This is a genomic window from Methylotuvimicrobium alcaliphilum 20Z (assembly GCF_000968535.2).
Taxonomy (GTDB): Bacteria; Pseudomonadota; Gammaproteobacteria; order Methylococcales; family Methylomonadaceae; genus Methylotuvimicrobium; species Methylotuvimicrobium alcaliphilum.
In genome coordinates this window covers 1,222,641-1,236,981 of sequence record NC_016112.1, presented here as the reverse complement: position 1 = coordinate 1,236,981, position 14,341 = coordinate 1,222,641, and the positions used below count along the sequence as shown (strand labels likewise).

Here is a 14,341-nt window from a genome sequence, read left to right as displayed (position 1 = left end):
CGTCCATGTAGATACTCTGTTTAAAATCAAGTTAAAAATAGGCATTTTTCTGCTATTCAGCGATTGACGGAATTGCATAAAAACGCGTGTTATCGAATGGTTTATCATGCTTGAGCATGCCGTGAATCGCATGTAACAATTTACGCATGACCGCACAACAGGCTTGCAACGGTAATTTACCCATATCCAGGAGATGTTGGTAATACGCCTTAATATGGCGATCATGCTGCACAGCGCTCCAGACAGGCATATACAGGGCGGCGCGAATCTGGCTGTTACCGGCCTTGGATATACGCGTTTTTTTGTGGACACTCGTGCCGGAATCAAAAGCTCTTGGATCGAGCCCCGCAAACTTGACCCACTCACGGTGCGACATATCCGCAGGCAAAATCAGTAGTTCTCCCATGAGGGCAATCGCACTGGTATTGGCAATACCCTTAATGCTCGTGAACAAAACTAATGCTCGACTGAGTTCCGGATGTTTTTCGATCAATGCCAAGGCGCCAGCCGTTAACTGATCGATACGCTTATCTAATTGATCGATGGCTGCTTGTGCATCTTTTAGCACGGCTTTGGGTGTTTCAACTGTTGCGCTTAAGGCATGCAATTGATTCTTTGCTGCTGTTTTTTGATCGGTTAGTGCATTAATACGGCGTGAGAAACAACGTAAAGCGATCTTTTCATTCGAAGGACGGGACCAAGGCGCAAAATCCATCCGTTCGGCATACACCGCCAGAGTATTCGCGTCCACATCATCTGTTTTACTATTGTTCATCAACACTTTAGCAAAGTTATGAGAGACCTTGGGATTGATGACCATTACCTTGACGCCGGCATCATGGAGCACAACGACTAAATCGAAATGATAACTGCCGGTGGCTTCCATACACACGATAATGCCGGACAATTTGTTCAGTTTCTTGGCCATCCGGGCATGATCAGCTGGGGTATTGGAGAACTTCTGCGGATTGAAAGGTTTGCCATTTTTGCGCACCACCAAAACCAGTTCTTTAGATCCTACATCGACGCCAGCGAAGATACGGGTTTGTGTGTCAAGTGAAGCGCTGTTAATTTGTTGATCTGCCATGTTTAATTGTTATTCTGTGATAAGGAAAGTAAACTAGTCATTGGTTCCCGACCCTGCGTATGCACCTACCATCCTTGTGAATGCAGGCTCTAAGCCTCAGATACTCCGCGGTATAGGTGAATAGGGCGGGGGCCAATCTACATGACAGGCTCTGGTTTAATCCAGTCCTCAGGCTCAAGCGGCCTCCCAATGAACTCGGTAAAGCTTAAAGTATTTCCTGGCTAAAATTCATTTAAATTAATCATACAAGGCTCTATGCCAACTCCATACTGGCAAAGCCTTTGTGAGCGCCATGGATGGCGTGAATGTCGATTTTGCATTACGCCACGGATGGCGTGTATTAGGGCAATGCAGGAGCAATTGCCGAGGAGCGAAAATCGACCGGACACCCAGGCGCCTCCTCTGGCACTGCCGAAATTTGAAGTGCGAAAGGTAACAGGCAAGGTCAGACGTCTTTTCACCGCTAACAGCCATTAAAACTCTAAATACTTAGCATTATTGATTCTTAACACTCACCATTACCCGGTAACAATATTCCGTGGAATCCTTAGTGCATTGAACCTGGGATAAAATACCTTTTTCGATCAAACCCTCTAAAGATTGCTCGATAACCAATCGTTCGAAGCTACAAAAACAGCCATAAATAAAACGTTTCGGACAGTCGGGACAGTCATTTTCATTTTCAAATAGCGGCCGAATATGCTCATGCCAAGTATCGATAGCTTTCAATACTGAAATATCTGTATTGGATAAGTCTTCTTTCATTTTATTACTCCGCCCACTAATGAATATCCCTCTATCTTACCAAGTAACCGACTTACTCACCCAAAACAAAACCTAGAAAGAGCATTTCAGCATGAAGATCATGAAGAATAAAAAGTTAATTCAACAACTTGTCACTCGTTTGCGTATAACTTTCGCTCACCCGAAAGGTTAGCTGGAATATTTAGGTAATTTCTTGAAATCCTTCATGTGCCTCATGGTTTATACCCTCGTAGATCAAAATTCGGGATCGGACACCCCGGCGCCTCTTCGGGCACTGCCGAAATTTGAAGTGCGAAAGGTGTAACTGCCTTATTTAGAATAAAAGGTATGAACTGTATCTTGCGAGGATCAATCCTGAAGGCCACCAATTTCCGTGAAAGGTTGATGAAAGGAAGTATCGATACAATACTATCGAACCAAAAAAACAAATTTCAAGTCATTTTCGAATTTTAAAATTTAAAGCAGTCCGAAAAATCGATATGTATTTTGATTAACTAATTTTTTACGGTAAAGCAGACATGACATTATCGACCAATATAAAAATCGCAATTATTATGTCCGCATTGGCGGCCATCCTGATCATGCCCGGAACCGCTTTTTGGTTACTGGAATCGCTTGTTATAGGCTTGTTTGAAGTGCTTGAATTAGTATTGGATGAAATTGTCGAGCATCTTTTTCATACCAGCCGGCACACGACTCAGGTTATCGTTTTTTACATCATGTGGGGTCTGTTTATTGGCGCCGCTTATTGGTTCTATCATTATTCAAAACGATTATATTTCAACATCAAAACCGAATTCCCGGATTGGTTGTTTAAAACCCGCGAACAGGCAACATTAAATTGGAAGGAATTACCGTTTAGTAAAAAAATCAAAATGATTTCCGGTTGCTCGCTCGGCGCGGCATTTGTCGCCGTAATCGTATTATAAATTCTCCCGATTCAAAAAGGCTTTAGTTAAAACACCATGCTCGCTGCCTAAAGCCAGGGAATAAAAGCTTGGTCCCGTCGATGACACTTAAATGTATGCGCCCCCTTTTGTAAGCCGAATTTCGGCACTGGGGCGCCCGTCAAACGACCATGCTTGAGCTTGAACCCTCGCCTAAAAGGGATTGCAACGGAGAGCCGAAATGCGGATTTTGCATGAGCAATATTTCCAGAACACTGCGGCGTTTTTATACGCCAATACCAAAATTTGACGTACGATAAGTAAAAACTGATTGCGGAGAACATCCCATCAGATTAAGTTCTTGCCGATAGGAAGCAATTTTCCCCCTAATGCTTCCGTGCTTTGAGAGTTGGAAAATTCTATTTTCCAACTCTTTTTTTGCCTTGCGCCTTGTGAATGAGCAAACAAGCCATCGTGCCGGAACCCGATCACTGGAGATCGACGATACCTTCCCGGTTCTGCAGAGCCCATACCCGAACAGAAAGAGCCATATTCTAAGGAGGTGTCGTGATTTTTTTGGCGAGCATATCGATCAGAGAGTCATACCCATCGAAGATCAGAATTCGGCACCGGGGGGCCCGCCAAAGGACGCCTTGACCCATCACTTAAATACCATAGTTCATTGGCCATGATTAATTGTCTTGGATAATTTAGGTGCCGGACTGTCAAGCGAGTTACCGAACCTGCTACAAAACTCATAATTACAGGACGTTATTTATCACGAAACCCTTACCTCGCTTGCATACGGTAGAGAGATAGACCGATATTGGCCTGTTGAACAAAATGCTTAAACGCCTTGAGATCATCCTCGGTCAATTCGAAATTGCTGTAGGCGCGATCGCAATAAATTAGGCCGATAGGTTTATCTCCTGAACAAACAGCCATCAATAAACAAGGCTGTTTACCGATCGTCTTAACATCGCTTGCGCTATACAAAGATTCGTTTTCTTTCGGGTTTACCCAATAACCCTCGTGACTTGTAATCGCTTGAAAAAACAAATTAGGCGGAGATTGACTAAGCTCAAAGCGAATCTTTTGTAAATAACTATCCTTACGCCAACCCAAAGCCACTTTCTCCAACAATGCATTTTTATCTTTTGTCAAAAGAGCGAAAATGGTTCGATCCATGCCGATTCCGCGTTGAATACCCTCCAATACGGTTTCAAGCAACAGGTTGATATCGATTCTTCCGCTCAATATTGTGGTAATATCTTGCAAAATTTGAAATTGCAAGACTTTTCGATCCACATTTTGCGCCGACGCATTCGCTTCGGAATTTTGTCGAACATTATGCTGAATAAAATTCGAAGCCTCCGTTGCGCCGAAATGACAAGCGATATTTGCCGCAATGTCGGTATTTTTACGGAGACTCGCCTCAATCGCTTCTTTCGACAGTCCGGTCATTGCCTCGATTTTTTCGACACAGGCGTAATAATTTTGCGTACCGACTCCTTCTCGTAACGCTTCGACGACTTCGCAGCCGATGCGAACGAATTTAACCCGCGGATCGACGTCCCTGGTGCTTTTTTTAATAGCCGCTTCGATTAAGCCTTTTAAATTCCAAGTCTTGCACAATGAAATATCCAAATCAGCCAGCTTGAAACCCAGCACTTGCTTCTCGGCTGCTTCGTTGCTTAGGCCGTTTTTCAGCAAAGCCTGAATTCTATCGCCCTGTGCTCCGCAAAAACACCAAAAGGCTATGCTTCCTATATTTTTGAGCAACGCCGCGATAAAAACCTCTTCGGGCGAAGGATCTTTCGCCGCGATCGCCAAAGCCTTGGCTTGAACCGCCGCATGAATAGCCTTGGCGATTTCTTCATTGGCGCGGCGCCTGTTGTTCGGCGACAAAATCGCTTCAAAAAGCGAGCAAGCCAGTGTCAGCTCTCGAATGACCTCGATACCGAGAATCACAATAGCTCGAGATACGGTCACCATCTGTTTTCGCGAAGGGTTGTAATAGATACTGTTGCTTAGCTTTAATAGTTTTGCCGTTAAATTTGGATCTTGAAGTATCACAGGGGCAAGTTCCATCGCGCCTTTCTTTTCGTCTTCTATGATGTAGTTGATACTCTGCACGGTATCTGAAAATACCGGCATTTCCCGATCGCGCAATACTGCTGTCCAATCCTCAAGCGATCGAGGCTCGCCTTTAATTTCAGCATCCTGTTTTTTCATGCTTTGGTCATATGTTAAACATTTTTATTATATGAATAGGCCGACGGGTTTGCATTATCCCAAAAAAAGCATTTTTCCCGCGAAACACACCAAAATAACGAAAAATCTCAATTAGCGATAAATATACCTTTAGCACTTCAAATTTCGGCAGTGCCTAAGTAGGCACCGGGGTATTCGGCCCCTCACCTAACGCTAGGTGAGGGGCCAGCATGGAGCTGGCATAGAGCCTACATGGATGTATTCACCCAGCACCTAAGTTCCCTAGCCCATTGGCCATGGTTAATAGTCTTAGATAATTTAGGTGCTAGGTTCACGGCATCCTTTGACGGGCACCCCGGTGCCGAATTTTGATCTGCGATGGGTATAACTTCCTGAAGCTATGAGTTTTAACCCAATCCAAAATATTTCACCGCTTACTACGCCTTTTTTTGACATGAAAAAACAAATACCCTCCCATGATTGCCGCGATGATAAATACCACGATATTCGCTTGCATGACATACACCACGACGGCTTTACCGTAATGATAATACAGCGAGAAAAAAACAATCGTCGAAATCGTACAAGCCAATAAGTCCGCTAATGCAAATTTGATAAAACTCATCTTGCCTAGCCCCGCGCACAAAAACAGCCCGTTTCTAACCCCGAAAGGAATAAAGCGACCTAGTATCAGCGTTGCAATACCGTGACTTTCGTAATATGCGTGAATCATTTCGACTCTTTTCGGCGGCACCATTTTAGCAAAAAAACGAATATGTAATATTTTAGGCCCGACGAATCGCCCCAAACTATAGCAGATCAAATCCGAACCGTAAGCACCTAGATAAACCGCGGCAAATAAATAAGGCAATTGATCCGGGTATTGTCTTGCCAACACCCCCGAAATAAACAGCATTGCATCCTCGGATACCGGAATATTGAGGCCCGCCAACAGCAGCGATCCGAAAATAATAAAATGAGCGTGTTCAATATGAGCTTGAATGAGAGCAATCAGCGTTTCCATGGATTAATCAAGTATAAATAATGTTTAAATTTCTTTGCCTCGTCATGGCAGAGCCATTAAGACTGCTTTACAATCGGTTTGTCGATCACTCACCCCCGAAACAAGCATGGCATCGCCCCAACTCACCAGCATACTGGAATATCACCAACGCACCAAACACCATTTGGACCGTTATGCCAAAGGTCCAAACGGACTCGATTGGGCCGACCAACCGGACCCGTTCAGGCGTTTCGAAGGCAGCGAACGATTTCAATTGCCTTTACCCAAAAACGTCCCCACACCCACCTATAACGAACTTCAAAATCCCGAGCTAATTCCACCACAGCCATTCAACCGAAATAATCTGGGGCTTATGATGGCATTGAGCTTCGGACTTTCCGCCTGGAAACAATACGGCAAAGACCGCTGGGCCCTGCGCTGCAATCCGTCCAGCGGCAATCTGCATCCGACCGAAGCCTATTTAATCAATACAGCGGCAACCGACCTTCCTGCCGGTGTTTACCATTATTTAAGTCACGACCATGTCTTGGAAATGCGCGGCAATTGGCGTCAGACGCCGGCATTTAGCGGGATATTGATCGGTTTGAGCTCTATCCATTGGCGGGAAGCCTGGAAATACGGCGAACGCGCATTTCGCTATTGCCAACATGACATCGGCCATGCGCTCGGCGCGTTGCGCTATGCAGCAGCCGTTCTGGGCTGGTCGGTCGAACTGCTGGCCGAATGCGGCGACGAAACGATTGCACGCCTACTGGGCTTGGACCGCCACAATGAGTTCGTTGCCGAGGAAAACGAAGCCCCCGACTTATTATGCCGAATTCACGCAGGATCTCAGATGTCTTCGGACGAATCGGTTGATCGCTACCTGGCTGAACTTAGCATCGACAACTGGTTTGGCAAGGCCAATCGATTGAGCCATTACCACCATTTTCATTGGCCTTTAATTGATGCAGCAGCGCTAGCAGCTGCCAAACCAGCCACACAAGAAAACTACCGGCATCCGGGGATAATCTTATCGCCACCACTAACTAACGGTTCCCAAAGCGCGTTCGAGATCATTCGGCAGCGGCGTAGCGCTCAACATTTCGACGGTCAAACGCCGATCGAGCTGAATCATTTTTATCGCATCTTGCAAGCTACGATGCCTGAAAACCTAATCCCCTTCGACCTTTGGCGTTGGCCTGCGAAAATTCATTTATTTTTATTCGTGCATCGCGTCGAAGGGTTGCAACCGGGTCTCTACGCCCTATCGCGGAATCAAGCCAGTCTTCAGATGCTGAAGGACAACACTCGAGCAGAGTTCTCTTGGCAAAAGGTCGAAGGCGCGCCTGAAACATTAAAACTGTACAACTTACTCAACGCCGATTGCCGTCGCGCCGCCAAAACGCTATCGTGCCATCAAGATATCGCCGCCGATAGCGCCTTCAGTTTAGCAATGGTCGCGGAGTTCGGCGATGAATTGGCAAAAGAACCGTGGCAATATCGCCGTCGATTTTGGGAAAGCGGCTTGGTCGGCCAAGCATTATATCTTGAAGCCGAAGCCATAGGAATGCGCGGAACCGGCATCGGCTGCTTTTTTGATGACGCGGTACACGAGGTTCTTGGAATAAACGACACCGGCCTACAAAGCATTTATCATTTTACGATCGGCAAGCCATTAGAAGACAGCAGGCTTCAAACGCTGGCGCCTTACTTTCATCTACACAATGAACCGCGTTAAGGATTTTGAGGAACAAAGCTCAAGCAGAAACCTTTCAACCTAACGTTCATGAAGGCCTAGCCATCGCCCCGGCAAATGAAAGTTCTCTGGTGGCGGAGGGTGCGGTCACTCGCCCGACAGGACGCCGTGAATACGTCCATGTAGGCTCGACGGCGGCTCCCTGCCGCCGACGCCTGTCGATCGAACAACCGCACCCTCTCTGGAACCGGTATTGCCAGCACAGAGCTTTGTATATCGAAAAATTAGATAAAGTGTCCAAATCTACGAACTTTCACAGTAAAAAGAGCAGTTGAGAGCCTCAAACTACCGTTCGCCCTGAGCCCGTCGAAGCGTGAACGGTAGTTTGAGGCTTCACCAAGACGGTGAAAGTGTTGTAGACCCTTCATGCTTCGACTTAGCTCAGCACGAACGGTCTACAACACATGTCAACTGCTCTTTTTAGGTTCAAGCATTTGCGGATAAACTGACAATGAAACGTAGCCAATTAAATTTCATCATCGATATCGTAGCCTTCGCGGGTTTTGTTTTTCTAACTACGACCGGCGTGCTGTTACGCTATCTGTTACCGCCCGGTAGCGGGCGCTTCGCGACCATTTGGGGGCTTGACCGCCACCAATGGGGAACCGTTCATTTCTGGGTGTCGGTACTTTTTTTCGCAATATTGGCGTTACACTTACTACTGCATTGGCGTTGGGTTGTCGGCTTCATTTCAGGACGTGTCACGGAAGGGTCGGGGCTGCGCTTAGGACTGGGCCTAGTCGGCGTACTGACTTTGGTCGCTTTCGCCACTGCGCCGCTGGTCGCACCGATTGAAATATCGGGGGCATCCGGCAAACAACTACGCGCAATGAATAACGGCTCTCTAACAATACGAGGCAGCATGACCTTAGTGGAGATAGCGCAGATTACCGGCGTACCGGTCGATTATTTAATGGAGCGACTGAACTTACCCGAGACAACGAACAAGACGGCAAAACTTGGGCAATTAAGCAGGCAATACCACTTCACGATCGCCGATGTCAGAAAAGCCGTAATCGACTATCGAGAATAAAATAGGGCTTTCATTGACGCCGTCTTTCGCCAACCGAGAGTTTTAACCGCCATTAACGCCCATTTGCTTTTCATCATCACAATTATACCTTTCGCACTTCAAATTTCGGCAGTGCCTGAGGAGACTCCGAGGTGTTAGGTCGATTTTTGCTCCTGCTCTGCACCTTATTTTTCTATTCATGAGCCGATATCTGGCGCTTAATCGAAATCGCACCGCGTATTTCGCCGACACTATAATTTATTGCGTCGTCATTCGGGTATTCATGCGCCAATATCGCTTTTACCCCATCAGGCATATCTTCCGCTTTACCATGACATTGCAAACACATCGGCTGAGTCGGTATGGCTTTCAGATAACGAAACCAAAGCCCATCCGCTTCATCTACGATTGCAGACATTTCGAGCTCGTCGGTAGGTTCTCCAGACAAGTGATGCCTATCAAAACCTTCCAATTCGCGCCGCTCCCAGGTATCCGGCACTCCCATCGATTTGTTGCGGGATTTAAGCGATACCCGTTTCACAATCCATCCGTCTTTCGAATAATCGGCTGCCATTGCCGGCGCAATTTGTTTGCAAACAATGATCGCGTTTTCCGTGTCGGCCGTTTCCAGTAACGATTTCAGCTTTCTACCCAGCGACTGCATGAATTCATGAGCTGTTGCGCGACTTTGTTCCAGATAATGAATTTGCTCTTTTGGGCTGTCGGCAAAGACCCACGTCGAAGAAGCCGAAGAAATTAAAATCAAAAGACTTTTTGTCATGAATTTTGGCATTTTATGCTCCTGTTATGGAAAAGTTGAATAAGGATGACATGACTTTAGGCCCCTCACTTCGCCTTTTGGCAAGAGGAGGCCATTACGAAAAGAATAAGAATATCCTAACAACCTAGACTATCGAGACAACAAAAATTCGAGATAAGCCATCTAATCCGTATCATCTTCATATCCCATAATAAACCTAAAACAATATCGCTAACAAACTACTCTTTACAAATCAATAAGTTGAAATTATTCAACTTATTTAATAACCTATGCCGGCTGAATTGATCAGCGCTCTCCAACAACCGCTCATGGAAAGTTCCAGTCGAAATTTCATAATAGATTTACACAATCCCTTTACAATGTCTAACGCGCATTTCTTTCCCGCAATACCCATCGTAGATCAAAATTCGGCACCGGGGTGCCCGTCAAAGGACACCGTGAGCCCAGCACCTAAATTATCTAAGACTATTAACCATGGCCAATGGGCTAGGGAATTTAGGTGCTGGGTGAATACATCCATGTAGGCTCTATGCCAGCTCCATGCTAGCAAAGCCTTAGCGAGCGCCATGGACGGCGTGAATGTCGATTTTGCATTACGCCACGGATGGCGTGTATTAGGGCAATGCAGGGCAGAAAAATGCTCCTGCATTTTCTGCATTCGTTACCTCCTTGTAACTCAGCAATTGCCGAGGAGCAAAAATCGACCGAGCACCCCGGCGCCTCCTAAGACACTGCCGAAATTTGAAGTGCGAAAGGTATACTTTAGCGACAACCTGATTCAGTTTGTTTCCGCTGCGGGCAAACGAGTTCGCAAATAAAAAGAGACATAAATATGCCGACCGCCATTCTGAACGACTACTTGCGCCGTGCGATTGAGCGTAAAGATTACCAAGCCGTTCGTCAATTTTTAGAAGAGTTTCAAGCTGTCGACCTGGCCGAACTGCTGCAAACCGTTCCGGTCGATGCTGCACGCGAGCTGTTGATGTACTTACCGGTTGTGCAACGTGCGTCGGTTTTCGGGCATTTACCGGTCGACTGGCAATCTCAATTAACCACCGCAATGACCGATAAGGAAGTATCGCAGTTGCTACGTCATCTCGACGCCGACGAAGGCGCCGATTTGCTCCATGTTTTGCCTGAAAACCGTCACGACCGCGTGCTGCGTAAGATCGCTCATGCCGAACGCGAAGCACTCAGACGCCTAGCGAGTTACGAAGAAGGCACAGCCGGCGCGATCATGACCAGCGATTATATGACCGTACCTGCCGAAATCACAGTTGGCGAAGCACTCGACGTCATTCGCAAAAGCGCCCCCAGCGCCGAATTGATATATCAAATTTATACCGTCGACGCTCAATATCGTCTAATCGGCACGCTATCGCTACGCGAACTAATCATGAACAAACCGGAAGCGCGAATCAAGGATGTAATGACTACCGACATGGTGAAAACCAAACTATCCGCCAAGCAAGAAGATGCCGCCAAATTAATCAGTCGATACGATTTACTGAGCTTGCCGGTCGTCGACGATGACGAGCGTTTGGTCGGCATCATTACCTATGACGATGCAATGGACGTTGCCGAGGCAGAGGCGACCGAAGACATGCACAAAGGTGCAACAATCGGCCCATTGGCCGGCAACTTTCGCGATGCGAGGTTATTTACACTTTACCGCAAACGTATTGTCTGGTTGCTACTCTTGGTCTTCGGCAATTTAGTTTCCGGTGCCGGAATCGCTTATTACGAAGATACGATTGCCGCTTATGTCGTACTGGTGTTCTTTTTACCGCTACTCATCGACAGCGGCGGTAACGCCGGATCGCAAGCCGCGACACTGGTCGTGCGTAGCATGGCCACCGGCGATATCGCAATCAGCGACTGGGGGAAATTACTGCTAAAGGAAGTCGCCGTCGCAAGCGGATTGGGCCTAACGATGGCTGCTGCCGTTTCATTGATCGGCGCTTATCGGGGCGGCTTCGACATTGCCTGGGTGGTCGCACTGAGCATGATCTGTATCGTGATGACCGGAAGCCTGGTCGGGCTCTGTCTGCCTTTTATCTTGAACCGATTGGGCTGGGACCCTGCCACCGCCAGCGCACCCTTAGTCACGACGATCGCCGATGCTTCCGGCGTGCTGATTTATTTTTGGATAGCAAATTGGATACTACATCTGCCGGCGCCTTAACCCATACGCATCACACTAAAAAGGTCACCCCCATCCGCTCTTTCCCAAGTTGCTATTAAAGCACGTAGCCCGTATGCAGCGCAGCGGAATACGTGCTACGCTGTTTAGAATCACCGGAAAAGGGCGGTAAATGCTTTCTGACATGAAGCCTACATGGACGTATTCACCCAGCACCTAAATTCCATAGTCCATTGGCTATGGTTTACTAATCTTGGATAATTTAGGTGTTGGGTTCACGGCGTCCTGCCAAGCGAGTTACCGAATCCTCAACAAAGCGCATAGTTCCAGGACGTTATTTATCTCGAAATCCTAAGTTGGTTTTTATTTCAGATGCATTCTATAAACACTCTCGAACAAGCCCCTTTGGTTAACGTCATTATTGAGACGCCTCGCGGCAGTTTTTTAAAGCGGGGTTCCACTGGAAAACTGGACTTCATCTCTCCGTTGCCCTGTCCATTCAACTATGGCTCAATTCCGGCTTATATCGGTACGGACGGAGATTTTTTAGATGCGGTCGTGCTGGGGCCGCGTCTTCCTTTAGGAGCATCGATTTCAGTTTATGCGTGGGGAACCGTTGGAATGATTGATGGAGGCATTTATGAAGATAAACTGATATGCGCTCAGAAACCCATCTCTGTGAGACAGCAGCGGCTTATTCTTCTGTTTTTCATGATTTATGCCAAGGCCAAATATCTGCTGAATTTAATCAAGGGCCGCAAGGGGCACAACAGCTGTGAAGGCTGGCACGATGCTGCAAGCGCATTAGCCAGGGCGATACCCTGTATTCATCAGGACAAGAATGCAGTTTAAACATTGGAATGGCTGGTTGCTTGCTATACCCATACCCAAGGAACTCTGGCTTTCATCGCTAGTCGTAATTACGGAGATAGTAAAACGTCGGTGAGTTTGTAGAGCTATCACGCAGATTCACCGACATTTTTATGCTCCAGGTTTTCGCTACTGTTTCTTTCAATCGCCTTTTCAGCATACCCTTCGGCTCCGACTCATGTTTAGAATTTACAAACGAACCATTCATATTGGCACGACAAACGATCCTCAACGGCGACTTGAATATCACGTCGAAGAGGATTCCAATTCTAGCCTTGCCAAAATCCTGGCTATTCCGGCCATGATCGCAGCAGCTGTCGTCGGCGCGCTGGTCTTGTCCGTGTTTTTTGCCGTATTGTTGATCCCGTTGAGTATTGTTGGCTTCAAAGCGTGGCGACTGGTCAAAACCGCTCAGCAACAATCAGTTCGGCAATCCGAGCCCGATAGTATTACCGCTGAATACACCGTTGTTTCTGATGACGACAAGTCGTAAGTAAAATAAACACTAATCGTAACTATTCAGCCCCCGGTAATTATCGTTCCCACGCTTTGCGTCACTGCCATTAATTTAAGCTGTGTATGCGGTAATATACCTTTCGCACTTAAAATTTCGGCAGTGCCTGAGGAGGCACCAGGGTGTGCGGCAAAGGCTTTGCCAGCATAGAGCCTACAGGGATACGGTAATTTGGGGCGTTGTGACGAATGTTATTCATCCGGTGTGACGCCGTCAACGCTTGGCGGTACGCAATCGTAAGTACCCTAATGGCCTCTACTTATTGTCAAACTTTTTTCTGCCCCTCTGCAGAGCCATAAGTATCTACACAAGTTTTCCAGAAAAATGGCATGATCATCGCATGATTTTAAAAAACACTGACGGGTATAGACCCACGCCTCGCCAAACGGCATCAGCAATTGGTACTTGAACACATCAACTCAAGCGAAAGCCTGAGCGCAGGCTTGAAGGCGTTGCCGAATAAGATCAGCAGTTTCGCCAGCACTCAAGCAGCTTGGCGATTTTATCAGACTGAATCGGTCAGCTTGTCGAAATTACAGGAAACACTGACTGCAGCAGCGCATGAAGGCATCGCCGAGCATTGCAGCCAGTACGCCTTATGCGTGCATGATTGGTCACACCTGAGCTTCAAACATGCTAACAAAACCGATACGTATGCTATTACGCATGAGACGGATGTTGGCTATGACTTGCAAACCAGTCTGATCGTCAGCGATCAGAACGGGCAACCGCTGGCGCCGGTGGCGCAGCGATTAGTGAGTGCTGACGGGAGTTATGCCACCTACGGCGAGCCCGAGCCCGGCTTGCCCGTCAAGCATCATCTGGATAAAGTCAGCGACTGCATCCAGTTTTTGGACGAACAAGGTTTTGCCAAGCCATTAGTACACCTAATTGACCGAGAAGGGAATTCTGTGGGTCATATCCGCCGCGGGGAAGCGGCGGATAGCCACTGGCTAGTCCGCATCAAGGAATAATCCCAATGTGGACTACCAGGGGAAGCCCATGGCTTGTAAAGCCGTGGCGCAAGAGCTGGCGTTCAGCAAGACTCGGCAAGTCAGTTATTATGGTCAGACTTATTGGTAGTGGGTGGCGGAAACAGACGTGACGCTAACCCGTCCCGCCAAACCGAGTCAGAAGAAAGGCAAAAAGCCGGCTGTGCCTGGCATTCCTGTAGCGGCTAGGCTGGTGGTCAGTCGCGTCTTGTCCGACGATGGCGATGTGTTGGCGGAATGGTTGCTATTGACCAATGTGAAAGACGTTGATGCTTCGACCCTTGCGCTATGGTACTAATGGCGCTGGCAAATCG

Annotated in this window: 13 protein-coding genes; 8 read left to right on the top strand and 5 right to left on the bottom strand. The window is 47.3% G+C overall.

Going from position 1 to position 14,341, the window contains the following annotated elements; all coding sequences use genetic code 11:
* Window positions 1-52 precede the first annotated feature (52 nt).
* Window positions 53-1,087: an IS110 family RNA-guided transposase gene (locus MEALZ_RS05355; protein ID WP_014147592.1), complete on the bottom strand. Its 1,035-nt coding sequence runs from the start codon at window positions 1,085-1,087 to the stop codon at window positions 53-55.
* A 495-nt stretch (window positions 1,088-1,582) separates the two neighbouring features.
* Window positions 1,583-1,852 (bottom strand): hypothetical protein, encoded by a 270-nt coding sequence (locus MEALZ_RS05350; protein WP_014147591.1) that lies wholly within the window; start codon window positions 1,850-1,852, stop codon window positions 1,583-1,585.
* A gap of 518 nt (window positions 1,853-2,370) precedes the next feature.
* Here MEALZ_RS05350 and MEALZ_RS20625 point away from each other — a divergent pair.
* Window positions 2,371-2,781: a hypothetical protein gene (locus tag MEALZ_RS20625; protein ID WP_014147590.1), complete on the top strand. Its 411-nt coding sequence runs from the start codon at window positions 2,371-2,373 to the stop codon at window positions 2,779-2,781.
* A gap of 747 nt (window positions 2,782-3,528) precedes the next feature.
* Here MEALZ_RS20625 and MEALZ_RS05340 read toward each other — a convergent pair.
* Complete coding sequence (locus MEALZ_RS05340; protein WP_014147588.1) at window positions 3,529-4,974, bottom strand: HDOD domain-containing protein; 1,446 nt, start codon at window positions 4,972-4,974, stop codon at window positions 3,529-3,531.
* A gap of 406 nt (window positions 4,975-5,380) precedes the next feature.
* Entirely contained in the window at window positions 5,381-5,977 is a 597-nt protein-coding gene (locus MEALZ_RS05335; RefSeq protein WP_014147587.1) for a DedA family protein, read from the bottom strand.
* Between the two features lie 106 nt (window positions 5,978-6,083).
* On the opposite strand from MEALZ_RS05335, the gene MEALZ_RS05330 reads away from it, so the two are divergent.
* Window positions 6,084-7,697 carry a SagB/ThcOx family dehydrogenase gene (locus MEALZ_RS05330; protein ID WP_014147586.1) on the top strand — a complete coding sequence of 538 codons (1,614 nt, stop codon included), beginning with the start codon at window positions 6,084-6,086 and terminating at the stop codon, window positions 7,695-7,697.
* A gap of 469 nt (window positions 7,698-8,166) precedes the next feature.
* A complete protein-coding gene (locus tag MEALZ_RS05325) occupies window positions 8,167-8,748 on the top strand; it encodes a DUF4405 domain-containing protein (protein WP_014147585.1) in 582 nt (193 codons plus the stop codon).
* Between the two features lie 172 nt (window positions 8,749-8,920).
* Here MEALZ_RS05325 and MEALZ_RS05320 read toward each other — a convergent pair whose 3' ends face one another.
* Window positions 8,921-9,508 (bottom strand): Tll0287-like domain-containing protein, encoded by a 588-nt coding sequence (locus tag MEALZ_RS05320; RefSeq protein ID WP_046061390.1) that lies wholly within the window; start codon window positions 9,506-9,508, stop codon window positions 8,921-8,923.
* Window positions 9,509-10,340: 832 nt separating this feature from the next.
* Between MEALZ_RS05320 and mgtE the strand changes: the two genes are divergently transcribed.
* The 5 genes from mgtE (at window position 10,341) to MEALZ_RS22595 (ending at window position 14,325) form a co-directional block, all read left to right on the top strand.
* Complete coding sequence (mgtE, locus tag MEALZ_RS05315; protein ID WP_014147583.1) at window positions 10,341-11,693, top strand: magnesium transporter; 1,353 nt, start codon at window positions 10,341-10,343, stop codon at window positions 11,691-11,693.
* A gap of 330 nt (window positions 11,694-12,023) precedes the next feature.
* A complete protein-coding gene (locus tag MEALZ_RS05310) occupies window positions 12,024-12,503 on the top strand; it encodes an inorganic diphosphatase (RefSeq protein ID WP_014147582.1) in 480 nt (159 codons plus the stop codon).
* Window positions 12,504-12,699: 196 nt separating this feature from the next.
* Window positions 12,700-13,014: a hypothetical protein gene (locus MEALZ_RS05305; RefSeq protein ID WP_014147581.1), complete on the top strand. Its 315-nt coding sequence runs from the start codon at window positions 12,700-12,702 to the stop codon at window positions 13,012-13,014.
* 419 nt (window positions 13,015-13,433) lie between these two features.
* On the top strand, window positions 13,434-14,009 hold the full coding sequence (locus MEALZ_RS22600; RefSeq protein WP_014147580.1) for a flagellar biosynthesis protein FlhF: 576 nt from the start codon (window positions 13,434-13,436) through the stop codon (window positions 14,007-14,009).
* Between the two features lie 127 nt (window positions 14,010-14,136).
* A complete protein-coding gene (locus tag MEALZ_RS22595) occupies window positions 14,137-14,325 on the top strand; it encodes a hypothetical protein (protein ID WP_046061005.1) in 189 nt (62 codons plus the stop codon).
* The last annotated feature ends 16 nt before the right edge of the window (window positions 14,326-14,341 follow it).